Source organism: Allocoleopsis franciscana PCC 7113, assembly GCF_000317515.1.
In the GTDB taxonomy this organism is placed as follows: Bacteria; Cyanobacteriota; Cyanobacteriia; order Cyanobacteriales; family Coleofasciculaceae; genus Allocoleopsis; species Allocoleopsis franciscana.
The window spans coordinates 1,764,619-1,791,206 of the sequence record NC_019738.1; the positions used below are offsets into that span (position 1 = coordinate 1,764,619).

The 26,588-nt window shown below is 46.3% G+C and carries 22 protein-coding genes; 11 read left to right on the forward strand and 11 right to left on the reverse strand.

Annotated elements, in window-relative coordinates; translation table 11 throughout:
* Positions 1-588 precede the first annotated feature (588 nt).
* Positions 589-1,281, reverse strand: coding sequence for a hypothetical protein (locus tag MIC7113_RS07380; protein WP_015181551.1), 693 nt, complete (start codon positions 1,279-1,281; stop codon positions 589-591).
* A gap of 341 nt (positions 1,282-1,622) precedes the next feature.
* Entirely contained in the window at positions 1,623-2,333 is a 711-nt protein-coding gene (locus tag MIC7113_RS07385) for a diacylglycerol/polyprenol kinase family protein (RefSeq protein ID WP_015181552.1), read from the reverse strand.
* Positions 2,334-2,393: 60 nt separating this feature from the next.
* On the opposite strand from MIC7113_RS07385, the gene yidD reads away from it, so the two are divergent.
* Positions 2,394-2,630: a membrane protein insertion efficiency factor YidD gene (yidD, locus tag MIC7113_RS07390; protein ID WP_015181553.1), complete on the forward strand. Its 237-nt coding sequence runs from the start codon at positions 2,394-2,396 to the stop codon at positions 2,628-2,630.
* 279 nt (positions 2,631-2,909) lie between these two features.
* On the opposite strand, the gene pedR is transcribed toward yidD, so the two are convergent.
* Entirely contained in the window at positions 2,910-3,185 is a 276-nt protein-coding gene (pedR, locus tag MIC7113_RS07395; protein ID WP_015181554.1) for a photosynthetic electron transport-dependent transcriptional regulator PedR, read from the reverse strand.
* A 342-nt stretch (positions 3,186-3,527) separates the two neighbouring features.
* On the opposite strand from pedR, the gene MIC7113_RS07400 reads away from it, so the two are divergent.
* Together MIC7113_RS07400 and MIC7113_RS07405 are read left to right on the forward strand one after the other, a co-directional pair.
* The gene (locus MIC7113_RS07400) at positions 3,528-4,511 is read left to right on the forward strand and encodes a carbohydrate kinase family protein (protein WP_015181555.1); all 984 of its coding nucleotides are present in this window, start codon (positions 3,528-3,530) and stop codon (positions 4,509-4,511) included.
* Positions 4,512-4,640: 129 nt separating this feature from the next.
* A complete protein-coding gene (locus tag MIC7113_RS07405) occupies positions 4,641-5,900 on the forward strand; it encodes a class I SAM-dependent methyltransferase (RefSeq protein WP_015181556.1) in 1,260 nt (419 codons plus the stop codon).
* 217 nt (positions 5,901-6,117) lie between these two features.
* Here the strand turns inward: MIC7113_RS07405 and dusA are convergent, their stop codons facing one another.
* From dusA to MIC7113_RS07420, 3 genes are all read right to left on the reverse strand, one after another.
* Positions 6,118-7,167: a tRNA dihydrouridine(20/20a) synthase DusA gene (gene dusA / locus MIC7113_RS07410; RefSeq protein ID WP_015181557.1), complete on the reverse strand. Its 1,050-nt coding sequence runs from the start codon at positions 7,165-7,167 to the stop codon at positions 6,118-6,120.
* Positions 7,168-7,329: 162 nt separating this feature from the next.
* Entirely contained in the window at positions 7,330-7,863 is a 534-nt protein-coding gene (locus MIC7113_RS07415) for a hypothetical protein (protein ID WP_015181558.1), read from the reverse strand.
* Between the two features lie 93 nt (positions 7,864-7,956).
* Positions 7,957-8,667: an N-acetylmannosamine-6-phosphate 2-epimerase gene (locus MIC7113_RS07420; protein WP_015181559.1), complete on the reverse strand. Its 711-nt coding sequence runs from the start codon at positions 8,665-8,667 to the stop codon at positions 7,957-7,959.
* A 323-nt stretch (positions 8,668-8,990) separates the two neighbouring features.
* Between MIC7113_RS07420 and MIC7113_RS07430 the strand changes: the two genes are divergently transcribed.
* The 5 genes from MIC7113_RS07430 to MIC7113_RS07450 all read left to right on the forward strand — a co-directional run bounded on the left by MIC7113_RS07430 (position 8,991) and on the right by MIC7113_RS07450 (position 14,798).
* Complete coding sequence (locus tag MIC7113_RS07430; protein ID WP_155897957.1) at positions 8,991-11,279, forward strand: mucoidy inhibitor MuiA family protein; 2,289 nt, start codon at positions 8,991-8,993, stop codon at positions 11,277-11,279.
* Between the two features lie 70 nt (positions 11,280-11,349).
* Complete coding sequence (locus tag MIC7113_RS07435; protein ID WP_015181561.1) at positions 11,350-11,994, forward strand: hypothetical protein; 645 nt, start codon at positions 11,350-11,352, stop codon at positions 11,992-11,994.
* Positions 11,995-12,013: 19 nt separating this feature from the next.
* A complete protein-coding gene (locus MIC7113_RS07440; RefSeq protein ID WP_015181562.1) occupies positions 12,014-13,600 on the forward strand; it encodes a mucoidy inhibitor MuiA family protein in 1,587 nt (528 codons plus the stop codon).
* A gap of 373 nt (positions 13,601-13,973) precedes the next feature.
* Positions 13,974-14,243, forward strand: coding sequence for a hypothetical protein (locus tag MIC7113_RS07445; RefSeq protein WP_015181563.1), 270 nt, complete (start codon positions 13,974-13,976; stop codon positions 14,241-14,243).
* Between the two features lie 141 nt (positions 14,244-14,384).
* Positions 14,385-14,798 (forward strand): response regulator, encoded by a 414-nt coding sequence (locus tag MIC7113_RS07450; RefSeq protein ID WP_051055610.1) that lies wholly within the window; start codon positions 14,385-14,387, stop codon positions 14,796-14,798.
* A 69-nt stretch (positions 14,799-14,867) separates the two neighbouring features.
* Here the strand turns inward: MIC7113_RS07450 and MIC7113_RS07455 are convergent, their stop codons facing one another.
* Positions 14,868-17,264 (reverse strand): hybrid sensor histidine kinase/response regulator, encoded by a 2,397-nt coding sequence (locus tag MIC7113_RS07455; RefSeq protein WP_041779935.1) that lies wholly within the window; start codon positions 17,262-17,264, stop codon positions 14,868-14,870.
* Between the two features lie 165 nt (positions 17,265-17,429).
* Here MIC7113_RS07455 and cobN point away from each other — a divergent pair, with 165 nt between their 5' ends.
* Complete coding sequence (cobN, locus tag MIC7113_RS07460; protein ID WP_015181566.1) at positions 17,430-21,413, forward strand: cobaltochelatase subunit CobN; 3,984 nt, start codon at positions 17,430-17,432, stop codon at positions 21,411-21,413.
* Between the two features lie 116 nt (positions 21,414-21,529).
* Here the strand turns inward: cobN and MIC7113_RS07465 are convergent, their stop codons facing one another.
* Positions 21,530-21,976, reverse strand: coding sequence for a hypothetical protein (locus tag MIC7113_RS07465; protein ID WP_015181567.1), 447 nt, complete (start codon positions 21,974-21,976; stop codon positions 21,530-21,532).
* Between the two features lie 163 nt (positions 21,977-22,139).
* Positions 22,140-22,481 (reverse strand): 2Fe-2S iron-sulfur cluster-binding protein, encoded by a 342-nt coding sequence (locus MIC7113_RS07470; RefSeq protein ID WP_015181568.1) that lies wholly within the window; start codon positions 22,479-22,481, stop codon positions 22,140-22,142.
* A gap of 191 nt (positions 22,482-22,672) precedes the next feature.
* Here MIC7113_RS07470 and MIC7113_RS07475 point away from each other — a divergent pair, with 191 nt between their 5' ends.
* A complete protein-coding gene (locus MIC7113_RS07475) occupies positions 22,673-23,542 on the forward strand; it encodes a pentapeptide repeat-containing protein (RefSeq protein ID WP_015181569.1) in 870 nt (289 codons plus the stop codon).
* 26 nt (positions 23,543-23,568) lie between these two features.
* Here MIC7113_RS07475 and MIC7113_RS07480 read toward each other — a convergent pair whose 3' ends face one another.
* On the reverse strand, positions 23,569-24,210 hold the full coding sequence (locus MIC7113_RS07480) for an esterase/lipase family protein (protein WP_015181570.1): 642 nt from the start codon (positions 24,208-24,210) through the stop codon (positions 23,569-23,571).
* A gap of 403 nt (positions 24,211-24,613) precedes the next feature.
* On the opposite strand from MIC7113_RS07480, the gene MIC7113_RS07485 reads away from it, so the two are divergent.
* Positions 24,614-25,102 carry a hypothetical protein gene (locus MIC7113_RS07485; RefSeq protein WP_015181571.1) on the forward strand — a complete coding sequence of 163 codons (489 nt, stop codon included), beginning with the start codon at positions 24,614-24,616 and terminating at the stop codon, positions 25,100-25,102.
* Positions 25,103-25,115: 13 nt separating this feature from the next.
* On the opposite strand, the gene MIC7113_RS07490 is transcribed toward MIC7113_RS07485, so the two are convergent.
* Positions 25,116-26,243, reverse strand: a complete 1,128-nt coding sequence (locus MIC7113_RS07490) for a tetratricopeptide repeat protein (RefSeq protein ID WP_015181572.1) — start codon at positions 26,241-26,243, stop codon at positions 25,116-25,118.
* Positions 26,244-26,588: the final 345 nt, after the last annotated feature.

Below are 26,588 nucleotides of genomic sequence, written 5' to 3' on the forward strand. Positions count from 1 at the left end.
CTATTCTCTCGTCTGCGTCCTGTTGTGTCCTCTGCGGTTCATCAAAAAGGTCTGTCTCACAAATCAACGTTAGGTTTGCTATCGGGTTTTTTCAGCTAGACCCCTAAACGTCTACTACCTCAGACCGCTCTGATGGGGAGTTTAGTCCCCCTTTGGTAGTAATAAGGTGAAGGAAGCGACAAAAACTTCACACCGTTTCTAGTCAGCCGTTTATTTGCACCGTCTGTATATCTGACGTCGCTCTCCTCCGATATACAGTTATGGGCCACTGCGGTATAACTCCCAACCGGTACGATTTCTATTCGCCTACTAGACTTACAAAGATGCCAATTTGCTCTATCGCTCTACAGGCAGAAGAGCTAATAACTGGCAGTCAGCCTAGGGGGACAAACTCAATTTCACTACTGTAAATAATGGCACAAAGTAGAATGTTCTTTTCTTACAAGATATAAAGTTTTTCCTGAGAGGCAGGAGCAAATGCAACGATACCGTAACATTTACTCCTGCCGCAGGATAGATGAACTTCTATTGCAACCTTTTTTATTCGAGCAGACAGCTAGACGGGATCAATGTGAGCTGCCTTGAAAATCACAAGGACAACTGCCGAAGTTGGTACTGTTTCTGATTGAATTGTTTTTGTTCTAACGTTAATAGGTTGTACTCAATCGGGGGTCGCATATCCCACTGGACTTCGGCAAACATCAATAAGCTGACCGCCATTATGAGGCCGGTGGAGAGAAACTGCAAACTACCTGTATAGGGTAAAGCCGTAATCCCGCCCAGGTGAACAAGTCCAGCCAGGATAAAGGCACGCGATCGCATCCCTACTCCCGTACAAAAGTAACCAAGGGCGCTTAACCCTAACCACAGCGGACACAGACGCATTAAGACTTCTCCCCAACCCAAGAAGATACTCAAATCCGTTACAACAAGACCTCCTAGCATTAGGCTGACCCAACAATACAGCACCCATCGTAAGCGCTCGACCTTGACCCAAAAGTGAGTCAAGAACACCATCACACTCGTCCCAATCAGGGTGAGGACTGTCCAAATTACAGCTTGAATCATCCAGCTAATGGGAAGAAATTGAGCCGTAATAAAAATAACACCTGAAATCAGACCCCAAAGGATAAAAACTTGGTCAATTCGAGTGTAAAAAGCGGAAATTAGAGTCTTATCTCCAATTCCGATGTGAATACGTAACAGCCCTTGACGGTCTTGATAATCGAGTGATTCTTGCTTGTTCCGGAGAATGGGTTCTGTGGGATTGAAGAAAGTCATCAGGCGTCTATCGTTCGGGATATGTTGCTGCGGTTATCAGTCAATTCTGGTAATATATCTTCACCTATCTTAAAGATAGTACATAATCTAAAAGAAAAATTTATCCTAATATTCATTAAGACTATTCGTCGGTTTGGGATTTAAGGTGATCAGCGTTGCTAGTGCTGTATGCCGTTAAATCTCTCCAAATTAAGTGGCGTAGGGGAGAGAGTCGGTATCAAACTATATAGTTTTGAGTATAGTGGGGAGTTCCACCATCCAACTTCAGCAAAATGGCTGAAAACCCAAAGAGAAATTCAGTACTTTGGCTGAGTATGAAAAACCCAAAATACTCTAATGCATCAACTGCCCAAGGGAAGAAGCTGGCTCAAGTAATAACCCAGCGCTGCACTCCCCAAAGGAACGGTGAGATTATCAATACCCAGCTTGGAGACGGATTCTAAAGCCGTGGCTACAATCGCGATCGCCACGGGCACCAACCAAGTTTGCCAAACGTTTCCCTGGACACTCAACAGAATCAAGCAACTAACGGCATAGCTTACCAGAGCCATGGTCAAAGAGCCTTCCCAGCTTTTTTTCATCCCCCAGACTTCATAGGGATGTTGACCAAACTTCTGACCGATCAGTCCAGCGAGTCCATCACCCCAGGCCATCACCAAAATACCCACAGCGGCATAATGGAATTGCTGGAGTGGCCAAAACCAAGCGACAAGGACGCCAATACTAATGGCATAAAAGAATGTGCCCAAGCTTTTGCGCCCGACGCTGTTAATACCGGGCAGGATAGGGATGTAATAAGACAAAAGCGCTATCAGACTGGCGATAATTGAAGCCGAGATGCCCACCCAAGCCGGGATTTGCAGCCACCAAGCCACCAAAATCACATTGCCGGTGCCGATATGGACGACCTTACGCGCCAGTTCTGAACTGTTGCCAGTAAGGCGATGTAGGGTCTCTGCAAATAACACAATGGCTCCTAAGCCGAGTCCAACAATACTAATTTGGAGCCATAATTCTGAATTTGATTCTAACCAGGGTATAGATTGAAACAAGGACTTCTTGAAAGAGAAATTACAACCTCTTTATCACTGTATCGAGATTTGGTGCCCAGCATGAAAATCTTACTCATTTGGCTAATCCGGGGCTACCGCCGTTTTATTTCTCCCCTCTTTCCACCTGTTTGCCGCTTTCAGCCGACGTGTTCGAGCTATGCAATCCAAGCCATCGAACGATTTGGGACTTGGCATGGTAGCTGGCTAGCGATTCAGAGAATCTTGCGCTGTCATCCCTTCCATCCAGGAGGATACGATCCCGTACCCCCTAAGGTGAGTTGCTCGGACGATGAATAAACCCAGCCCTATTTAATGGGTAGCTCTGAAGCTTTTTAATGGCACAGTATGCACCATTTTTGTATCGAAAATTATATTAGGCGGTGCCATCGGTGCTTACTCAGGATTAGGTCAGGAAAGGTTAACACTGCGGAGCTGTTAAGATTTGCACCAAGACGTGGAGTGAATGCTGTCAAGGAATCCTCTGAAGCCATGTAGCCTCAGAGAGAATCGCCACAACCACTCAATGCCTAAACGAAGCAAACCGCCAATACTTTACGCACGACATGAAGCCACCAGCTAAGAAAGCGCTTGATCACTCGGTGTGGGCAAGGGACAGCAGTTGACATCGTTTATACAAACTTTGCCCCACTGTAAAGCCCAACGGACCAATGCTACCCGGTTATCGGTCGATGTCTTGGTCAGGATGTTACTAATGTGATTATCGACCGTGCGCTTACTAATTTCTAGCTGCTGGGCAATCTCCTGATTGGTTAAACCAGCGGCTACTAGTTCGATGATTTGTACTTCGCGATCGCTCAGAGACGCGGGGGTGTATGACTCGCCACCAGCCATAGGTATTTTGCCCTTGGTATATCTACTTACCATTTTAGAAGATCGTTGATTGAGACTACCTGAGAGAGACTCCAGCCAAGGAATTGATTCAAACCTCTGAGGTAAGAGCTTCCAGTTCAACTCCTTATTAGGGTGATGAGGCTGTTAAGCTTGCCTAGTGAGGATTCGCCCCGACGCAAGGAGAAAAATTCCTTGATTTATTAAGTATATATACATGAGTAAAAATATCTATTTTTTTCTAAAAGATTAACTGGGTGTATGAGAAATTTCCCTCTAAAGATGAAGGAAGCAGGATAGAAAGCAGAAGATCGTCACGCCTCTGGTAGTCTGAAAGCAGTCGAGATGTATGCAGCCGTGACCAATCCTCGTGTACTCTGCCTGGGTGAAATATTGTTTGATCTTCTAGCCGATCAGCTAGGGCGATCGCTTGAAAACGTTGAATCTTGGACTCCTTATCCAGGAGGTGCTCCAGCCAATGTTGCCTGTGCCTTAGTGAAACTAGGCACCCCTGCGGGCTTTATCGGTTGTGTGGGGCAAGATAAAGCCGGAGACGATTTAGTTCAGCTATTGCAGGACGTTGGGGTGGATAGCACCGGCCTTCAGCGCCATCCAACGGCACCCACGCGACAAGTTTACGTCGTGCGTTCTGAGCAGGGAGAGCGCGAGTTTGCCGGGTTTGGCGAACTGGATACCTCGAAATTTGCCGACGCCTTCCTCCAATCATCCAAGTTACCGGAGTCCTTATTTGAAGCCGCTGATTTTTTAGTGTTAGGAACGTTGGAGTTAGCTTATCCTCAAACACGAGAAGCGATTCAAAAAGCCCTACACTTTGCAGAACTGTATGATGTCAAAGTATTAGTGGATATCAACTGGCGTCCCATGTTCTGGCCCGACCCTAGCGAGGCTAAGCCACTGGTTCAGGAGATGTTGCACAAAGTCGATTTTCTCAAGATTGCCAAGGAAGAAGCGGAGTTATTCTTTGATACTACAGATGCGGGTGCGATTACCCATCGTCTTGGTTCAGTCGAAGGCGTTTTAGTCACGGATGGAGATAAAGGCTGTGCCTACTGCTTAAGTGACCATGAAGATAATATTCCAGCTTTTTCCATGGCTGCCAAGGATACAACGGGTGCTGGAGATAGTTTTGTCGCCGGGTTTGTTCATCAGTTGTGTCAACATGGGCTGAAGAGCCTTGTTGATGCTGAATCAGCGAAGAATGTTGTGAAATATGCTAGTGCAGTAGGGGCACTGACGACCTTGAAACCGGGTGCGATCGCGGCTCAACCTACAGCGCAAGAGGTAGAAGCATTTCTCAAAAAACAGTAAAACGTTGTCTTTAGTCAGGTGAAATTTTACCTGGCTATGTTGAAAATCAGTCGATAAATCAACAGTTGAAACCCGTCCTAAGACAGCATTTTGTTAGGCGGGTTTTGTATATTTTAATTTGGAATTAATATGACTACTGACCAACTCCTGCGAAATATAATTGCCAATAAAATTACCACTGAACCCAACCAGCGAATTACCTTTGCGGATTACATGGACTTGGCACTTTATCACCCAGAACAGGGTTATTACGCAACAGGTGCCGTCAATATTGGCTCAGAGGGTGACTTTTTTACCTCACCTCACTTAAGTAGAGATTTTGGGGAGTTATTGGCTGAGCAGTTTGCCCAAATGTGGGATATTTTAGGGCACCCAATGCCTTTTACCTTAATGGAAATGGGAGCAGGTCAAGGGTTGTTGGCGGCAGATGTCTTGTATTACCTGCATCGGCATTACCCAGATTGTTTTAAGGCGTTAGAGTACATCATTATTGAAAAAGCAGCAGGACTAATTTATCAGCAACAACAACAGCTACATCGGTTAAAAATAGGGGATAAAGCGTTACCTTTACAATGGTGTTCGTTAGAAGAAATACCCGAAAATTCAATTACAGGTTGCTGTTTCTCCAATGAGCTAATCGATGCCTTTCCTGTGCATCAGGTTGTAATTGAAGGGGGGCAAATCAAGGAAATTTATCTAACAACAGCGAATACGGGTACTGATAGCTTAGCCTTAGATTCGCAAGCCTCATCTAAGATTAACTTTATTGAAGTCACAGATAGTCTATCAACATCTAGAATAACCGAATATTTTGAATTCATCGGTATTGACTTATTATCAGATGCCTACCCGGAAGGTTATCGCACCGAAGTTAATTTCGCCGCTTTAGACTGGTTAAATACTGTTGCAAATCGACTAAAACGAGGATTTTTATTAACCATTGATTATGGTTATTCGGCTGATCGCTATTATCAGCCAGCGCGTCATCAAGGGACGTTGCAATGTTATTACCAGCATCAGCATCATGACAACCCTTATTTGTATATTGGACAGCAGGATATTACTGCCCATGTCAACTTTACCGCCCTAGAATATCAAGGAGAGTTGTGCGGTTTGCGTAAGGTAGGATTCACTCAGCAGGGGTTGTTTTTAATGGCATTGGGATTAGGCGATCGCATTGGGGCACTTTCTGCCAGGGATAGCGATCGGGGAAATGCGATCGCAAAGGGGCAAGATGTGATGAAACTCATGCAGCGTCGTCAGATTTTACATCAATTGATGGACCCGATGGGACTCGGAGGCTTTGGTGTTCTACTTCAGAGTAAGGGCTTGACGCAACAGGAAGAGCAAGTGTCGCTCAAAGGATTAACGGTACCGCCAATGTTTTAATCATTCTGCTGTACAGCATGAATTTAATGTCACCCACATCCAAAAATTGCCTAGGACTCAACAAAAATTCTACTCCAAAAACTCTGCGTTCCTCTGCGCCTTCCTCTGTTCCCTCTGCGTTAAAAAAAATATTACGAGACTAACGGATGCGACATAAAATAGAAACTTTTGGATGCCACAGAATCATATATTGAGGCAATATCCAACCCCATCCCCCTCAAATCACACTCACCACTGCCGCAGATTCAGACACTTTCATCAAAGCTTCGCGCACCACCTCAGAACCTGCGCCAAGAATACACGAATTTTCCGTTAAATGACGCTTCCAAGCTCTACTTCCCGGTTGTCCTGAAAACAATTGCAGCATGTGTCGGGTAATTTTATTCAGCTTCAGTCCCTTTGCTACCCACAAATCAATATAGGAACACATCACTTCAGCGACTTCATGACGAGTTAAAGGTGTACCTTCCTCACCGTAAATCTCAGAATCAGCCGTTGCAAACAAGTAAGGATTGTCGTAAGCCGCACGTCCAATCATCACCGCATCCACAAGTTTTAGCTGTTCTTTCACCTGTTGTAAATTAGTGAATCCCCCGTTAATTTCAACGAATAAATGAGGAAATTCTTGCTTGAGACGATGCACATCACCATAACGCAAAGGGGGAATATCCCGATTTTCCTTGGGGCTTAAACCCTGAAGCCAAGCCTTGCGGGCGTGCACAGTAAAACGCTGACAGCCTGCATCCGAGACAATACGGACAAAGTTAACCATATCCTCATAGCGATCGCACTCATCAATCCCAATGCGATGCTTGACCGTAACAGGGATATTCACCGCCTCAATCATCGCTTCTACAGCCTTTGCTACCCGTTCCGGTTGCGCCATCAGGCAAGCCCCAAAGTTGCCATTTTGTACGCGATCGCTTGGACAACCGACATTGAGGTTAATCTCGTCGTAGCCCATATTCTCGGCAATTCGCGCACATTCCGCTAATTCTTCAGAGTTATCGCCCCCGACTTGAAGCGCTAGGGGTTTTTCTTCCGGGGAGAAACCGAGTAGATGTTCTTTGTCGCCATGTAGAATTGCCGCACTGGTGACCATCTCGGTATAGAGTAGGGTGCGCTGGGTGATTTGCCGCATGAAATAGCGAAAGTGGCGATCGGTGCGATCCATCATCGGCGCAACACTTAAGGGGTTACCGTCTAGGGTAAGTGTGTATTCAGTGCTAACCGGATTGGTAAAAATGGCTGTGTCGAGATGGGACATTGGATTGTAGATTATGGATTTTGGATGGTTTCCGCTATCCAGGGCTTATTGAAGTGATCGTAGCTCTGCCAGCACCTACAGTGGCATATACCACAGGATAAGGGCACGACATGTCGTGCCCCTACAAACTACTCGTTATCTTTGTGATTGCAATAGCGCTCTTTATTTTTGAGGAATAGGTGGATATTCTAGCTCTGCTTCCCAGAAATAAACCCGATCGCAATATCTGGATTGATTAGAACAAACCGTTTCAATCGCCACGTTACTGGTGGGCGTGACATCTAACGTTACAACTTCTCCTTGTCCTGGAGAAACAGTTCTCGCTTCAGCCCTTTGTCCATCCAAATAAACGTTAACATTCACTGAAGGACTACCTTTGTCATTGTCGCGCATCCCGAACGATAACTTCAGTCGTTGAAAGATGACTCCTCCATCATTGGGTTGAAGCCTACAAGTCATTGAGGCAGCACGATTACCCGGCCCCATAAACAGTCTTGATGTGTAAACCGCTTTACCGACAGAAACATCTTCAGTCCGACGCAACCAGTTACCGATTCCTGTATTAACACACGGTCGTCGAAGGAGAAATATGGATAGGGGTGCCTCTTGAGCCATTGGCTCACCTTGAGGGGCAAGAGTCAACAACAGTGCGGTACTGGCAAGGATTGCGCTAATTAACTTGGTCTTTTTTTGCATTGAAAAACCGCAAACGCCAATGGGTGTTTACGTACATCATCCCATATAGGAATTATTCTCTGGCGTATCGGTAAAAGTCGGCAATTTCCTTAGTTATGGGGCAGGTGAGACATCAATGATCGCTTTTTGATAAGCTTTGACTTGCAAATCAATCCCAGTAATCGCTGTACCCACCACAACAGCATAGGCTCCTCGTTTCAAGGCTTCTTGAGCCATTTGGGGTGAGGCAATACCGCCCTCACAAATGACGGGAACATCCAACTGCTCTACGATCTGACTGAGCAAGTCAAAGCCAGGGGGAGAGAGGTGTTGAGTTTGAGCCGTGTAGCCGTAGAGAGTGGTACCGACGATATCAGCACCTGCTTTTTGGGATGCGATCGCACTTTCAATCGTATCCACATCTGCCATCACCAGCTTACCCAGTTCATCGTGAATACGCTCAATTATCGTCTCAATCGTTTCTCCACCAGGGCGTTGACGTAATGTCGCATCAATCGCAATGATATCCGCACCCGCCGATGCGATCGCTTCTGCATGGTGAAACTGAGGAGTAATATAAACGTCAAACCCTGGTAACTGCTGTTTCCATAACCCAATAATTGGAGTCTTTGGACATTGCCGACGTACTGCCTGAACATGAGCTGGAGTATCAATCCGAACGGCGACAGCACCCTGATTTACAGACGCCTGTGCCATAGCGGCAATCACCAAGGGGTCGTGTAAAGGTGAGTCAATAGGGGCTTGACAAGAAACAATTAAACCCTTCAAAAAACTTGGAATTAGATTATTAGAATTCGCTACCATACTAGAGATTGGAAGGGATTAGGGACAGTGCCAAGCAATTTTAACCCTAGGGCGTATTTTCCACTCCTTCGTGCCCCCAGTCCTCCTAATTAAAGTTTCGGTTAAGAAGTGGGAAAAAGTCGGTCAAAGTCCCCTTTTTAAGGCAGAGTTAGGAGAATCTCAATCGGATAGAGGAGTTAAGAAAACACAGAGTAGCGAGTTGGCACTCCAGGGAGCATCACGGCTCAAGTTACTGCAAATTTTTTGCATATCCTCTGTTCTCTCAAGAGATATAGAAATAGAGGCTTGAAAACGTCATCCATTAAGCCCTGAAGAATATGGTAATGTCTGACGATAAGACGCCAAGCGTCTACGAACCACTGACTTCCAGAATTGACAAAGTAAAAGTCTATGCAGCAGGTGCAACGGTTACTCGTGTCGCTGACTTACAGCTAGACGCAGGCGAAATCCCAGAACAGGTTGAAATGGCGGGATTACCGCTAGCACTGGATGATAGCAGCGTTCGGGTGCGTGTGGAATCTGCATTGGGCGCGAGTACGGCAATTGCCACTGATGTTCGGATTGGTTTAGCGGTTCCCCCACGCCAAGCCGTACAAAATTCACCAACCGATGAGGAGGTGCGGGAAGCGAAGGCTGAGGTACAACAGCTTGAGGATGCGATCGCTTTAATTGAAAATGAAATCGCCATCCTCTATCAACTAGATGTACCAGAACGCCCCGATGGGGAAGAAGGGAAAGCTCCCCCGCCTTCGCCTCTGACGGCTAGACTCGCCTTGACGAACTTTAAGGATGAACAAGTTCGTGCCCGCATCACAGAAAAGCGCGAAACGACGGAAAAGTTACGCCAAGCGCAAGAACATCTCGACGACTTACTGCAAAAACAGGCTCGTGCTTCTAATGCTAAAGAGGTTCGCCCCCATGAGCTTCGCAAGACAGTCGTTGTTCGGTTAAGTAACGAGGGTGAACCCAGTACCCTTGCAGGGCAAAGGTTAGTTGTAGAGTATTTTGTCCCAGGCGCACGTTGGACACCGACTTATATTTGCCGTTTGGATAGTACGGGAAATCAGGCAACAGTAGCAGTACGAGCCTTAATTTGTCAGCGCACGGGTGAAGATTGGTCGGGAGTCAGCTTGGAACTTTCGACGGCTGAACCCCTGTCATGGTGTGAGTTGCCCGAATTGCCCTCTCTACGGCTTGGACGCGCTCAACCCAGGTTAAAAACATCGGGCTGGCGTCTTCCTCCGGTTGGTGCTGAGATTTTGTTTGAGGATTTTGATCGGCAGAAACAGGTAGCGATTTCTGCTGTATCTGTGCACTCCGTCCTCACGGATATCCCTTCCCCAAGCGTGCCACCGTTACCCAATTTGGCTGTAGAAGTTCTGAAACATCAGGGAATTGACGCCACACAAGTCCCAAAAAAAATGAGTCAGTCACCCTTGGACACACAAGAAATCTTTGAGAGAAGTCAGGAACTCCGCAAAGCTTCCTTTTCCCAGCAGAGGAGACGGCAGCGAGTCGAGTTAACAACCGATGAACCTTCTGCACCACGGGATGAATTTGATATCACCTTGATGTCTCCAGGCATGATCGACGCAGGCGAGTATAGCGGATACGCTGAAAGTATGCCTGCGGCAGCTCCGGCTGTATTTCGATCCCCTTCTAGACCCAAGACAGCCGCATTCCACGAGTCTCGACAAGCACAAGTGAGGGAAGAGGAAGACGCTTTAACCAATCTCCTCGCCTATAGCTTAATGCGGATGGGAGCCGCCGATGAACCAACCCAACGCGGTAAGTTGTCGATTGAGCAACGGCAAGAAGTCTATTTAGAAATCCTCAAACGCCGGAACGTCGTTGTTAGTTTCAATGTACTCACAATAGTGCAACAGGCTGCAATTGATGCACGCAATTGCATTTATATCAATCTACCTCCCGGTGGAATTAATGTGCGACAGGTTGCAGGTTCCTTTGACTATGCCTACAGCGCTGATGGACGTATCGATGTCCCTTCCGATGGTGAATTTCATTCTGTCGCTCTAACGAGTAACTCGACAGATGTGGATTTGCGCTATGTGGTGGTACCCCGCGAGGATACCAATGTCTTCCGCATTGCTCAACTCAAGAACCCCTTACAAGCTCCCCTACTAGCTGGCCCTGCGGATGTGTATGTGGATGGCGAGTATATCTTATCGACTAAGATTACTACAGTGCCACCCAAGGGACAAATGGAGTTAGGTCTAGGGGTTGAGCAAGCCATCAAAGTAGCCCGGAACACGAGTTATCAGGAAGTTCGTTCCGGTGAAACCCTTGTTGCTTTTAACGAACTGCGCCACAACATTCAAATTGATATTGCCAACCGTTTACCCAGAGACGCGGCAATTGAGGTACGGGAACGAATTCCCATCCCTGACGCAGATGCCAAGGTTGATGTGCAAATTGATCGCGCCTCACCGGAGTGGGAGAAATATGAACAACAAGAACGCGGCATACCGATTCGCGGAGGTTACCGTTGGCGAGTACAAGTGCCAGGGGGAGAGCAAACAAAGCTATCAGTACAGTACACAATTAAAACGTTTGTGGATAGTGAGCTAATCGGGGGAAATCGACGGGAATAACAGAGACTTTCCCCAAATACTTGACCGAATGTGTTGAACAAAAATCGAGCATCTACTAGGGACATTCGCTATGCAGTCGGAACACCTACAACAAATCATGGATTATTACATTGAGGATGCTCAAAACCATCTTGCTATCATTGAGCAGCATTTGTTGAAGTTGCAAAGTACGATTGAAGACCCAGAAATTGTGAGTGAGTTATTCCGCGCTGCACGTTGCGGAATTGTTGGCGGAGCTAACTTGCTACCCATCAGTAGCTTTTATATCAACAGCATTCATAAAACGGGCTTTTGCTTAGTCGATTGTTTAAAAGTCATTCAGCAACAGGGTTCGATCAAGATTGACCAAAAGCTAAAAGACCTATTAATGCAGGTATTTTACCGCCTCAAATCATTAATTGAACAATTGCGACAACCTTCTAACTTAAAGGATGATCAGGCTAAGCAAGTAATATCAGAAATTGAGCCAATTCGAGCAGCACTAATAGCACACCTTCATGGATTAAGCCATCAATCAGGAGGTATGAATCGGCAAGAAATCGCCCTAACGAAGTGCTGTAATGTTAGCGACATGACCTTACAAGAGTCAGCACATATCGCATCCGAATTGGACGATGACATTCCCTCCCTAGAAGAGTTGGAATCACTCTTTGATGAACTCTTCCTCGATAGTTCTTGCGCTAATGTAGCCCCCATCAGTCAGGACGAACTGTAATCCAGAGGAAACAATATTAATGATGCAAGCCATTGGGCAATCGCCAAACACCATTCAACAACTCACTCTCGATGCACCTGTAGCTACAGTCACGCTCCTAGAAGACCGTGCCTTAGTGCGGCGAGTGGGTCAAGTTAACCTAACACAAGGATTATGGCGAATTAAAGTCGAGAACGTTGCGCCCGTACTTTCTGATAAATCCCTACGTGCCGAGTTTACTGGAGACTATTCAGGGGCAAGAATAGACGATGTTCGCGTTCGCCGCCAGATGCGGGTGTTGGAAGAGGAACGATCCGAAGAAATTAAAGGCTTGCTGGCAGAATTGCGATCGCTGCAAAACACCTTCAACCATCTTACCGAAGACCGCCAACATCAAGAGTATTCCTTTGAGCAAGTCGGCACCATCTTGGCGCATAGTTTGCAGGAACTCCCCATCGATGCCGTTTGGGGACAACTCGACCCGAAATCCTGGCGCGACCAATTTCAAACCCTATTTAAGCAGTTGCGCGAACTGCGTACCGAAATTTTAAACGGTTATCACAATCAGGAAAAGTTAAGGGAGCTCCTTAATGACTTAGGCACCCGAATCCGCGCCCTGTCCAGCCCTGAACTACTCTACACTGCCCACATCGAAGCCGATTTAATGGTGAATCAAGCAGGAGAGTATGCCATTGCTTTCGACTACGTGGTTCCTAATGCCATGTGGCGACCGTGGCACCAAGCCCGTTTGCTGTTAGAAGAAAAGCCCTCTCTCTCCTTTCGCGTCGATGGTTGTGTATGGCAACGCACTGGCGAAGATTGGAAGAATGTGGATTTAGTCTTTTCCACTGCCCGTGCTTCCCTGGGCACCGAACCCCCCTTACTTGCCGATGACCCGTTAAATGTGCGGGAAAAATCCAAACAAATCATCATTGAAACCCGCGACCAAAAAATTCAAACCACTGGACTCGGTGCAGGTGCAACACCGGGTACTGTTGAGCTACCGGGTGTGGATGACGGCGGTGAAGTCCGCAACCTACGACCCGCCAGTAAAGCGACGATTCCCTCTGATGGTCGTCCCTACCGTGTTCCCATCTTCTCCTTCTCCTCAGAAGCGGAGGTGGAGTATGTTTTGATGCCAGAACTGTCTTGTCAGGTTGTCCTTAAAAGCGAGCAGACCAATACCGCCCAATTCCCCATTCTGGCAGGGCCAGTGGATTTAGTGCGCTCATCCGAGTTTGTCGGCAAGACATCGGTCGGATTTATTGCACCCGGAGAGAAGTTTGCCTTGGGATGGGGGCCAGATGGGGCAATGCGTGTGCAACGCACTACAACCCAGAAAAGAAAACAAGACCATCTCACCAAGTGGAATACCGTCACAACCACGATTGAGTTATTTATCTCGAATATTGGAGCAGAGTCAAGGACGATTAAAACCACAGAACGCGTACCCGTTTCAGAGTTGGAACAGGTGAAGGTAGAAGTGATTGCCCAAAAAACGACAGACGGCGTCCAACCAGATGAGAATGGCTTCTGTACGTGGCATTTCACCCTAGAACCCTACTCTCAACTTCAGGTTACTTTAGTCTATAAAGTCTCAGCCGCACCAGAGGTTCAAGGCTTCTAACCGCTTTCATTGGTGTAGTGCAAGAAGGCAGAAGGCAGGAGGCAAAAGCAGGAGGTAAGAAAGCTTGTACAGTAAGCTTTTTCACCTTTTTCAACTGGATAATTATTTGCGCCACCCTGTACTAGTGATCGAAATCACACGCTCTGGCAGTATCCCGTCACCGGGCTGAATTATTTGCCGTCACAAAAAAATAGCGTTAATTTCACGAGTTGCTATAGGATGCCATCACTGTTGGAGGCGGAGGTTCGTGAGAACTTGAAATTGTTAAGTACAACACAGTCCTCGCAGAGACAGTGAACGTGTACATCCTTGCTTACAGGTCTTAGAGCTTCCTTAATCTATTCCCTCTAACGCAAAGGATCGCAGACTGACTATGGCAACTTATGCAATTACCGGATTAACTTATCTAGAAATTAAAACATTAATTCAATCTCTAAACGCTCTTCACTGGGAGACCGATTACACAGAGTTTTGTCGAATCTTAGGCTTAAGTGAAGGTACATCCTATAGCTTGCAGAAATATACCGAGTTTGAAGAGTTGTGCAAAGCCTTGAACAACTTTAATATTCCTACACTCCTGAAGCTGATAGAGGCAGGTGCAATGGCTGACCAACAACCCAAGAGCGTCAGTCTCTTGGATTGAGAGATGGGCATAAAGATTGTAGTACTCATAGAATCTTCACATCATTTCATTGAAACTTCACACCGACTTGTCGTTAAATCACAAAAACTAAGTGATAGGGATAACAGAGGGAAAGACCAAAACAAGCAGGGAAAATTACCTATGTGCCTAGCACTTGTTGTAGACGACGACCCCACACAACAACTCATCATCTCCAAACTGCTCAAAAAGATTGGGCTAGATGTCATTGTGGCAAATGATGGCATCGAAGCCCTAGAGCGAGTTCAATCTACCTCTCCAGTCCTCGTAATTTTAGATATTCTGATGCCCCGGATGAATGGCTATGAGGTTTGTCAACGCCTGAAGTCGAATGAAAAAACTCAGCATTTGCCGGTGTTAATGTATTCTGGGCAAGAACAAGAGTTTAAGGCATTGATGAAGGGGAATAAGTCGGGAGCTGATGCTTACCTCTCTAAGCTTTCTCATCCTCAAGAACTGATCAACGCCATTTATCAGTTGTTACCCAAAAAAAAGAAATCTTTACCTGAGATTGAACCCATTAGAGTTTTTAAATGAAGAAATAAAAAAGAATTAAGAGATATCTATAAAGTTTGACGCAGTTTAGCTCAGTTTTTCGCATCAGAGCTACTTTGCCATCAATTCTGTCACTTGCTGTAATAACTGTAAAGGTTCGACAGGTTTAAGCAAGTAATCATCAATAAAAGCACTAAGTTCGTCCTCTTGGTCTTCAGTAATGGTGGACGTGGTTAAAGCGAGAATTTTGATTTGTTGAGTAGAAGGGGAGTTACGTAGACAATGGGTGACCTCATAACCATCCATTCCCCGTAATTGCCAATCGACAATGACAACATTGGGTTGAAGCAATTCAATCTGCTGGAAGGCTGTGGAACCATCAATCAACCAAACCACATGATAACCAGCGGCGGTGAGAATTTCGCAGATCGATGTTGCACTTTCTTCCTGATCTTCCACTAAGACAATACTGCCTTGAACAATAAAATTGTTCTTTTGAAGAGCAGCTTCTCTCATAGAAGTAGAAGACGTTAAAGGTTGATTGGGCAACCAAACCGTAAAAAAAGAACCCTGACCCACTACAGATTCAACTTCAATTCGGCCTCCATGGAGTTCTACCAATTGTTTCGTCAACGCTAAACCCAGACCGGTTCCTTCATAGTTACGTTGATATACCGTTTCTAACTGCTGAAACTTTTGAAACAGTAAGGGTATGTGTTCTTCTGCAATACCGATACCCGTGTCTTCAACTTGAAAGACAACCCAATTCTGCTCTCGCCAGATTCGTAGAATCACCTTACCCCCTGAGGGAGTAAATTTGATGGCATTGCCTAAGAGATTAAACAGAATTTGCTTAACCCGGCGTTGATCGGCACAAAAGCGATCTTCCTGCCGCCGTGTGCCGTTCATACTTTGTGATTTAACTTGCAAATCCATTTCCAACTTGAGTTGGCGAAGGTCTGCTTTTTCCTGAAAAGTTCTGATTGTTTGGTGAGCCAAGTTATTTAGAGAAAACTCGCTAATGTTCAAAATAGCTTTCCCTGCCTCAACTTGAGACAAATCCAAAATATCGTTAATTAGCTCTAATAAATGTTCCCCACTCTCTTGAATCGTTTTCAAATAGCGTCGCTGTTTGTGCAGAGGAACTTGTTGTGTACCTTCTTGACCAAAAGACCAGCGTAACAGCGTCGCCGACATTCCAATCACACAGGTCAAAGGCGTCCGTAATTCATGACTCATTGTAGCCAGAAATTCACTCTTAGCTCGATCAGCCGCTTGAGCCGCTTGTAAGATATCACGAAGTTCTTGTGTGCGCTCGATCACCCGTTGTTCAAGGGTCGTTTTTTGCTGCTGTAACTGAGCATACAACTGGGCTTGGTGAATGGCGACAGCCAGATGTTCTGCAATCTGTTTGAGAAATATTTTTTCATTTTCCAGCCAATGGCGCGGCTGAAAACACTGGTTGGCAATGAGTAAACCCCATAACTTTTCCTGAACGATAATGGGTGTAACCAACTTAGCGCGAACCTGATAACGTCGCATCAGCTCTAAGATGCAAGAAGAATCTGGGTAAGCGGCTTCGACATCATCAATACTTAAAGTTAGCCCTTGGCGATATTTTGTTCTGCAATTCGGTACCTGAAGTAAACAATCTTCCTTTTCCACCAAATTCAGGACGGAAGAAATTGCATCGGAAGCTTTAGCTTCGTAGGTAACACGACCCCAGTAAACGGTAGAGTTAAGGATCGACCCTTGAGAGGTAAGACGTAAATTTAATGATTCTGTCTTGTCTTGTGTTGAGGGAATGTTATCTGGGTAGATGGCAGAGACACAATTGAATTCATCAAATTGATAGATTAACAGTCGATCAACCTGAAGAAAATTTCGCAATTGCTCAACGGCTGTTTCCAGAATGACCGGTAACTCTAGGCTTTGGCGAATTTGGGTGGTAACCTGATTCAGGAGTCGTTCCTGCTCAATCTGTTGGCATAGTGCCTCGTCAACCAAGGGCTGACAAACGGCTACAGGGCAATGGGCCGAGTCACTCATTTCGCCAGAAGCCAAGATTTCCAGCAATGAGAGTGTAAATTCAGTCTGAAGGGTTGGATCATTGGTTCGCAGACGAGTCTGGGATTGATGTAGCGTATCCAAGGCAATAGGAGGATGGCTAGCATGACGACTCAGTTGGGTGAGGAAGGAGGCGATCGCCTTCGGCTCGAAGGTCAACCCAACCTGATACAATCTCGACTGACCGTCATATCCAGCCACCGAGTCTGGCTCTTGTGGTTCCCCGACTAGCAGTACACTGAATCGTAATGACAGCAGAACAGCAAACCGCTGAGTCTCAAATTCTGGAGGCGTTGCACTCTTAGATAGACTCTTCTCGTCGGTCAGGAGTAAAGCTTCCTCACCGAGTCTAGACTTCATCTGCTTTAATAGGTCTTGCAGCCGCTCAAACATAGCCAATGGCAACGTTCGGCTGAATCTTGGATCACCCAGTATAGGCATTGCTTTCGTCTATGTGTGACGCTTCTCTCCTTCGTTGATGCTATTCGAGACTCGGTGACCCACTTGTAATATATTCTTCAATCTTTATCATTAGCTTCTACCCGCAGACTAAAACAAGAGATAACACATTGCACTTGTCATTCGACGAAGCCAGAGGACTACACCATGCACCGTATCGCCGCAACGCCAGGAGGGTGGAACCCTCAAGCCGAAGGCGTCATTTTCATTGAACAGTCAGCAGCACCCATCGTTTTCCTTACAGCAGCGGACACAGATATTCAGACTCTGGCAGCATCAACATCTCAATTGCCAGTGGGTTTCCCTGGGCTACGGGTAGTCAATCTGTTGCAGTTGCAGCAGCAACTCACAATTGATACCTATGCAGAAAATGTCTTATCGTCTGCTCAGATCATTATTTTACGGGTCTTGGGCGGACGTGCCTACTGGTCTTATGGATTAGAAGTGGTGCTAGACACGGTGCAGCAAACGAGTGCTGCCTTGATTGTGTTGCCTGGAGATGACCGCCCCGACCCCGATCTCATGAGTCACTCTACAGTATCACTGACCGTGGTGAATCAGGTCTGGCGCTATCTCACGGAAGGGGGCGTTGAGAATTTTGTAAACGCCCTTAAATTTGTGGCGGATGTCTGTCTGGAGCAAACTTATCATCCACCCGCGCCAAAACCTGTGCCTCGTGTTGGGCTTTATTCCTGGGGAATTGGGAAGGGGGACAAGGGGGACAAGGGGGACAAGGGTGATAATTCTCTCTCTCGCCTTCCTCATCCAAAATCCAAAATCCAAAATCTAAAATCCAAAGTTGGGATTCTGTTCTACCGTGCTCATTACTTGGCGGGAAACTTATCACCTATTGATGCACTTTGTCAAGCTTTAGCTAAACGACAGTTGGAACCTGTACCTATATTTGTCTCTTCGTTACGTGACTCAGATGTGCAAGCAGAATTGTTGACGTATTTTCAGCCCAAAGAGGGTTTTGGAATTGACCTGTTACTGAATACAACTAGTTTTTCTCTAGCGAAATTGAACGCGGAAACCCCTCAGTTGGAGTTGTGGAAGCGTCTGGATGTGCCCGTGTTGCAGGTTATCTTCAGTAGCGGCACGGTGGAACAGTGGGATTCGCAGTTTCAGGGACTTACAGCCCGTGATACGGCGATGAATGTAGCACTGCCAGAGGTGGATGGGCGTATCATCAGCCGTGCGGTTTCGTTTAAGTCGGTGCAATCCTGGAACCCTGATTTGGAAACCGATGTGGTAGTTTATGAGCCGGTGCCTTGTCGGATTAATTTTGTCGCTGATTTAGCCGCGAGTTGGGTACAATTACGGCAAACCCCACCCCCTGAACGACGCATTGCTCTGATTTTGGCTAATTATCCGAATCGTGATGGACGCCTTGCTAATGGTGTGGGATTGGATACGCCGGCTAGCTGTGTGGAGATTCTGAAGGGGTTGCAGCAGGCAGGTTATCGGGTTGAGGATATTCCGGAAACGGGGGATGAGTTGATTGGACGGCTGACGGCTGGGGTGACGAATGATCCGGAAGGGCGGGATTTTCGCTTGGTGCGGCAGGAGTTGTCTTGGGAAGAGTATGGGGAGTATTTTGAGGGGTTGCCTGCGGAGGTTCACAAAGGAATAGGCGATCGCTGGGGAAATCTTGAGCAGAGGACTGAAAATCCTCGTGTCCCATTCCCTATTTCAGGAATTCAGTTGGGGAATGTGTTTGTTGGGATTCAGCCGTCGCGTGGGTATGATGTTGACCCTAGTTTGAATTATCATGCGCCGGATTTGGAGCCGACTCATGCTTATCTGGCGTTTTATTATTGGCTGCGGCAGCATTTTGGAATGCAGGCGGTGGTGCATGTGGGGAAGCATGGAAATCTAGAGTGGTTGCCGGGTAAAAGTGTGGCGCTGTCGGGTAAGTGTTATCCAGAGGTGGCGTTGGGGGCAATGCCTCATTTATATCCGTTTATTGTGAATGATCCGGGTGAGGGGTCTCAGGCAAAGCGTCGTTCGCAAGCGGTGATTATTGACCACTTGACACCGCCGATGACTCGTGCACAGTTGTATGGCCCGTTGCAAAAGTTAGAAGGATTGATGGATGAGTATTATGAGGCGCAAAGTTTAGATCCGAAGCGATTGGGTGTGATTAGCGATCGCATTACTCAACTGATCATCCAAGAAAATCTCCACCAAGATTTAGGAATCGAAACGGACGAAATCCAAAACCCAGATTCTAATATTCAAAATCGGATTGATGGCTACCTTTGTGAGTTAAAGGAAGCCCAAATTCGAGATGGTCTTCATATTTTTGGACATTGTCCCGATGGGCGTCAATTGCGAGATTTAATTGTAGCGATTGCCCGTCATCCAAGTCATGATCGTATCGGTTTAACTCGTGCTTTAGCTGAGGATTTGGGATGGGATTTCGACCCACTTACGGCTGATTTGTCAGGAGTAGGGGATAATAATTACCGCACGATTGGGGACATGGTTGAAGCACTTGAACAACAAGCGGCTGAATTGGTAGAACAACTGATCCAAAATCAGATCCCCCCCTTACTAAGGGGGGATAGCGTAGGCAGGGGGTTAGGAGAGGCAAGCAAACGAGAATTAGAATGGATATGCGATCGCCTCTTGCCTTCTCTGCAACAAACTAACCAAGAAATTACCCAGTTATTACGAGGATTGGATGGGCGATATATCGAAAGTGGGCCATCTGGTGCACCAACACGAGGACGCCCAGAAGTCTTACCCACAGGACGCAACTTTTATTCCGTTGATATTCGTGCGATTCCCACAGAAACAGCTTGGGCGGTGGGACGAAAGGCGGCTGAAGTATTAATTGAACGCTATACCCAAGAAAATGGTGAATATCCCAAAACATTAGGACTCTCAGTTTGGGGAACCTCAACCATGCGTACTGGCGGTGATGATTTAGCGGAGGCATTAGCTTTATTGGGGGTTCAACCCATTTGGGATTATCCTTCGCGTCGAGTGGTGGATTTTGAAATCTTGCCTGTGTCAGTTTTGGGGCGTCCTCGTGTGGATGTAACGTTGCGAATTTCTGGCTTTTTCCGCGATGCTTTTCCGAACTTAATTAGTTTATTTGACCAAGCGGTTGCAGCCGTTGCCGCTTTGGCTGAACCGCCGGAGGATAATCCTTTAGCTGCCCAAGTTCAGCAAGAAGCCGAGATGTGGCTATCCCAAGGGTTGAGTCAGGAAGAGGCAAATGTGCGATCGCGCTATCGGATCTTTGGTTCTAAACCCGGTGCTTATGGGGCTGGATTACAAGGTTTAATTGAATCTCAAAATTGGACAGATGAGCAAGATATCGCCCGCGCTTATATTAATTGGAGTAGTTACGCCTACACGAGTAGCCCCCCTAGGGCGTGTTTTCAAACTTCCCCGCAAAATTCAGATCCCCCCCTGCCCTCCTTAACAAGGGGGGAGAATTCAATCAAAGTCCCCCTTAAAAAGGGGGATTTAGGGGGATCTCCGGGTTTGAAAGCAGACTCCAACCCTCTGGGTGGACTAGGGGGGGTAGCCGCACCTGAAGCCTTTAATCAACGTTTGAAACAGATGCAAGTTGTACTGCACAACCAGGATAACCGGGAACACGATTTGCTAGATTCTGATGATTATTACCAATTCCAAGGGGGTTTAACGGCGGCGGTGCGGGCTTTAACGGGCAAGAATCCCACCATCTATTTTGGCGATCATTCCATTCCTGAAAACCCGAAAGTTCGGCAACTCCGAGAAGAAATTGCACGAGTCTATCGTTCTCGTGTTGTCAATCCGAAGTGGATTGAAGGGGTAATGCGGCACGGTTACAAAGGTGCGTTTGAAATGTCAGCTACCGTTGATTACTTATTCGCATACGATGCCACGACTACTTGTGTAGAAGACTATATGTATCAAGGTGTAGCCGAGGCATATTTATTCGACTCAAAGGTACAGGAATTTATCCAACAAAAGAATCCTTGGGTTTTGCGAGATATGGCTGAACGATTGCTGGAAGCCAATCAACGAGGGTTATGGAAAGAAGTGAAGGGGGAAGTTTTGGAAGAATTAAGAGCGATCGCGTTGCAAGCGGAGGCGGTGATTGAAGGGACTCATGATCAATCTTTGAGGTAATCGGTTGAGCATCCTACGACGGTTTAGCTAGATTTTGATGGGTTTGTGGTGAGCGTTTTGGCGCTAAAGCGCCCACTACGAACGGGGCGATCGCATCAGCATGTTTCAGGTTATTTTTATAACTTTTCAGCTTCTTCACCGATGGCTGAACGGTCAAGCCCCTGTTTAATCCAACTGATACATTCCTGCTCTGATGTGAAAATTTTGGGTGCAGCAACATTATTTAAATGGTCAGGCTTATAGTGGTCATAAAAATATTTTCCACCTGTTTCATAGACAATAATTAAATTGTTGCGATACGTATAACGACGTTTAAAGTAATCATCACTACTGACAACCTCTGAATTTTGATCGAGATGTTCTTTGGCAATGGCAATACTACCCTCCAAACTACTCGAATAAATACCCACCGGATTTTCTGATTTATGAAATTTGCCTTTATGTCCTAATTCAGATAGTAATTTGTAAGAATAAATAGATTGATTATCAGCTATGCCAAAAACAAAAGGAATAATTAAATAACCTTTATAAGAAACTGATTTTTCGTAAAGTAACCGACTCATTTTAAAATTCTGTCTTAAGGGTTGCGGTTAGGGATAAGCTGCGGCGCATCTAAATTGGATATGAAAATTTTTGAAAGGGGTGTGGGGTGTAGGGTGTGGGGTGTGAAGGTATACAAATTAAATGCGTAACAGCTTACTGATTCAAAATCATATTTTGGGAAAATTAATTAGCCTGAACTGGATTCGTATTCAAGTAGAGTGACGATTTATATAAAACTTGTTCTTGATGAGTTTCTAAAGTGCAATCAGACACAGGGTAAGCGACGCAGGTGACGGTGTACCCAGCGGCTAATTCCGATGGTTGCAAAAACTTTTGTTCGCTTTGATCCACCTCACCACTGACTAGTTTGGCGATACAGGAGGAACAGGTTCCTTCGCGGCACCCCGCAGGTAAACGAATACCCGCTTCCTCTGCCATATCCAGAATATATTGATCATCGGGTACCGAGATGGTGCACTCAAGATTGAGTGTTGGATTGACTAACCGAACTTGATAAACAGCCATCTGTTATTTCTCCATCGCTCCTATTCTCTGTTAAGCCAATTTTGCCAGAAATCCTGAATAAGTTTGTCCAGACTTCCCATCGCTGGAGATTACTCTGAATTGTTTAGATTTTCTCCCTTGACATTTTGAAAGTCTTAGGCAGTAGTGATAGGCTATGTAACGAATACGACCAATGACCATCCCCAGGATAGATGACAAATCAAAAGCATATTGAATTACTTGCTCAAGGAGTAAATGTATGGAATGCTTGGATGGAAAAAAATCACCATTTAATACCTAATCTCCGAGAAGCCAACCTGAGGGAAGCTCACCTCCGATATGTCAATTTGTGTACAGCGGATTTATCCGAAGCAGATTTGTTTAATGCTAAGCTCAGCGGTGCCGACCTGACGGGAGCGAACCTCACTAGAGCGAACCTCTTTTTAGTCGATTTCTCAACAGCCGACCTCACGAGAGTTGATCTCACTGGAGCGAACCTCACTAGAGCGAACCTGTTTTTCACCAATCTCACGGGAGCTAATTTGACGGGAGCTAATTTGACGGGAGCTAACCTCAAAGAAGCCAATTTTAGCAATGCCGGCCTCTGTCGTGCTGACCTTAGTGGTGCTAATCTCAATAGAGCTGACCTCAGTAAAGCCGACCTAAGAAATATCAACCTGAGTGGTGCTGACCTGAGTGGTGCTAACCTTGGTAAAGCCAACCTGAGTGGTGCTAACCTCTGCGCGGCTAACCTCAGTGGTGCCAACCTCTGCGCGGCTAACCTGAGTGGTACTAACCTCTGCGCTGCTAACTTCAAAAGAGCTAACCTTAGTGGTGCCAGTTTGAGCAATACTCATGCGTTGGGTACGAACTTTGAACAGGCAAGACTCACGGGTGTTGAGCTAGAAGATTGGAGTATTAACTCTGACTCCAATTTTGATGGTGTGATTTGTGACTATGTTTATTTGAAGGCGCAGCATCAAGATCGTCTCCCTATGAGTAGAAAATTTGTCCCAGGAGAGTTCATCAGTTTATTTTCCCGACAAATGAACTACCCGAATCTATATTCCAAAGGCGCATAAGTCGAGTCTCCAATGATGACCGCCTATCAGCTTACATAACTTAAAATCGGTTCCGACAGCGCCGTCACGACCGCCTTGAGACATCGATCATCAGTCAACATCCAGGAATGGAGGCGAACTGGTACCGTCACCTCTTTCCCAACAGGCATCTGCGAACTATTCGACGGGACAATGATTAAATCGTAAGGCGTCCAGATCACGGTAAAGTTCAGACGTCCGAGGATACTGATAGCATCTCGATTCAAATCCTGTAAAAACGCACTATCTGGACGCATCTGAACACAGCCAGGACGCCAAGACAGATAGCCGGCTAAAGTGCCGTTGTTGGGAGCCGATATACTCACGAAGCGCTTGACTCGCTCAGCACCCCCCAATCGTTGAATATAGTATCGCGACACCAGACCTCCCATGCTGAAACCAACAATATCAATGGGTTGTTTGGGGTCAAAAGTCTGAGCCACATAATCAGCCACTTGCTTGGCCAATAGGTCAAGGCAGCAGTCGCCGTTGTTGGGTATCATGTTGAAGTGATGTACTGACCAACCCCGTCGGCTCAGAGCAGGAGCCATTTTGCTAAAGACAGCAATTGTGTCGGTAATGCCGTGAATCAGCAATACAGGGTTGCGTTCGGGTTGTGTACGCCTCGTGTAATCGCTTGCACCATTCATAATTGCTCAAATAACTCATTTAATCTAAGCTTAGTCATCTGTTGATCGATGACTGGGCGAATGTGGTACAGCTACCTCAGTGGCCTAGGTTTGGCACCAAAGTATGAGATGATTGTAAATATACATAAACAATATGAGCAGCTCTCCCACGCGAAATGTAAACCTGTATACTATTTACAATTTAATTGTAAACTTTTGCAAAGAAGACCTCACGAGCCTTGCACTGTGTCGCCGTAAAAATTCATAATTCAATCTGGCAGCAACTTTTGGGAAGCTTCATTATTAGAAGTAGCCACCGGGGATTGGCAGCCGTAATATATAGTCTTGTATCAAAGATGGCAGAATATTCTTCCATATTTGGCATCTCACATAAATTCATCTAAAAGCGCAGGAGTATCTGTAAATGTTTGGTTTTATCAAAAACTTGTTCGGCGGAATCGCTGCATTTTTTAGCGGACTTTTCAGTGGTAAAAAATCCAAAGATGGTGAGTCAGCTCCTAAGGCGAAAAAATCGAAAGAGTACTTCTTGGAGCTAGACGATAGTGGGAGTGTTCCATCAGCTCCTGAAGCCAAAAAGTCGGAACCCATCAAAGCGAAGGCAGCGGCTCCCGCGAAACAGGCAGAATCGTCTTCTAAATCCGCTGTCGCAACACTTGAACGCCCCAAAACTTCGACCGTTAATGAAGTCCCTTCTGGGAACGAGAAAGTAAAGGTCGAAGCGCAGCCTAACCCCCCAGCCGCAGCTACCAATGGCAAAGTCGCACCCCAAGAGGCATCGACGTTTGCTCCTAACTACTTAATGCCCACGCCTACCAATAGTCGGCGTCGTCCAGGTCCGAACATGGATATGTTCCGGGATATGGCACGTCAGGTCAAAACACCGAATCGATAGTACCTCAGGTTTTTCATTTTTCCTGAGAAGAATTCTTCAGGAAAACCAATCCACTATATAACTGAAATGCTGGGTCCCAAGGCGTCTCTTTTCGACGGAACAAGTCGATATGAGAAGGCAGGTTACCCAGCATTTCTCTAAAATCGGTCGCGGTTTCGGCAAAAGTTTTGAAATCTGACCAAACTGGAACTTGAGGTAAGTTTTGGTTCAGGAAATCGACTAAGTGATTCCAGTTTTTTTGGGTCGTTCCTTGTTCGAGTGAAAGCGCTTTGGACTTCCGGCGTTGATCGGCAAGGGGCTTTGGAGAAAGAGCGAGTCCCTGCTGGAACTGATAGTTACGAGCGCCGAAACGCAGGATACTCCCTCGCTCTGGTAAATGCAGGTCACAAAACTGGACGTAATCCAGAGTTTGGGTTTTGCGCTTAAAATTGCCACGAGCATCCCGATCCACCACTTCGTCAAACAGCGGCAATAGTCCTTCCACTCTTTGAGTGACTTCTGACCAGTCGAAAGTCAGAGAACCCAACTGTCCCTGCTCGTTTTTGCAAACCACGGTGGGTTGAGAAGACTGGCTCTCTGGGGAAAAATAATGAACGTTAAACACGTTAATTTTTTTGATATCAGCGATCGCGGCACAAAAGCAAGGAATTGACGCCTCACGCAGAGATGAAACATAAAAGTTGAGTTCTCCCACAGACCCCGTGCGATACAAGCGCCAGCCGCGCATCGGTAGCTGTAACCGGGCGCTGTAGGCATCGAGTTGCATGATGCGGGCAAACTTTTGCACGGCTTCCGCTTTCGTTTCAGCCTGGATTGGTTCCAGTACCAAAACCCCCACTTGCCCACTATTCGGGTCAGCCGTTGCCTCCGCCAGAGCTTGTCGCCGTCGCTCTTTCTCCATCGCTTCTAAGCGCCCCAGTCCCTGACGGGCTTGAGATATGATTTTAGGATTAGTCGTACCCCGTAATAACTGCCGATAGACATTTTCAGCCGATTCCTGCTTGCCCGTCGCTTCATGCAATCGTCCGATATAAAGCTGAACCCAAAGGTTCTTCGGCTCCTGTTTGACCCACTGCTTGAGTAATCGGGCAGCAGTTCGATAATCTTTACGTTCAAAGGCATCAGCCACTTGGTCAATCATGACAGCTCAGGAGTGGGTAGTCACCGCTTGCTAGTTTTCCGGTTGGGCTAGCGAGTCGCATCTCGCCTCAAGTTTCCCAGGACGGGGGGAGTCCATACATTCCCTCCTATTGTAAAAGTTTGACCTAGGACAATGATTTTTCGGACAAAAAACCATTAATATTTTTGTACAATTTATAAAAATATTTATAAATTCCCTGAGATTTGTGATCGATTCTGTTTAAACGCAACCTCAGATCAAGCGTCCTCTTGGCTCGGAACGTTAGACAGGCAAAACGAGAGTTGAAACCCTTTATTTTTGGTAATTTTTACTATAATTAAAACCAGAGACTCACTCTTAACGGCG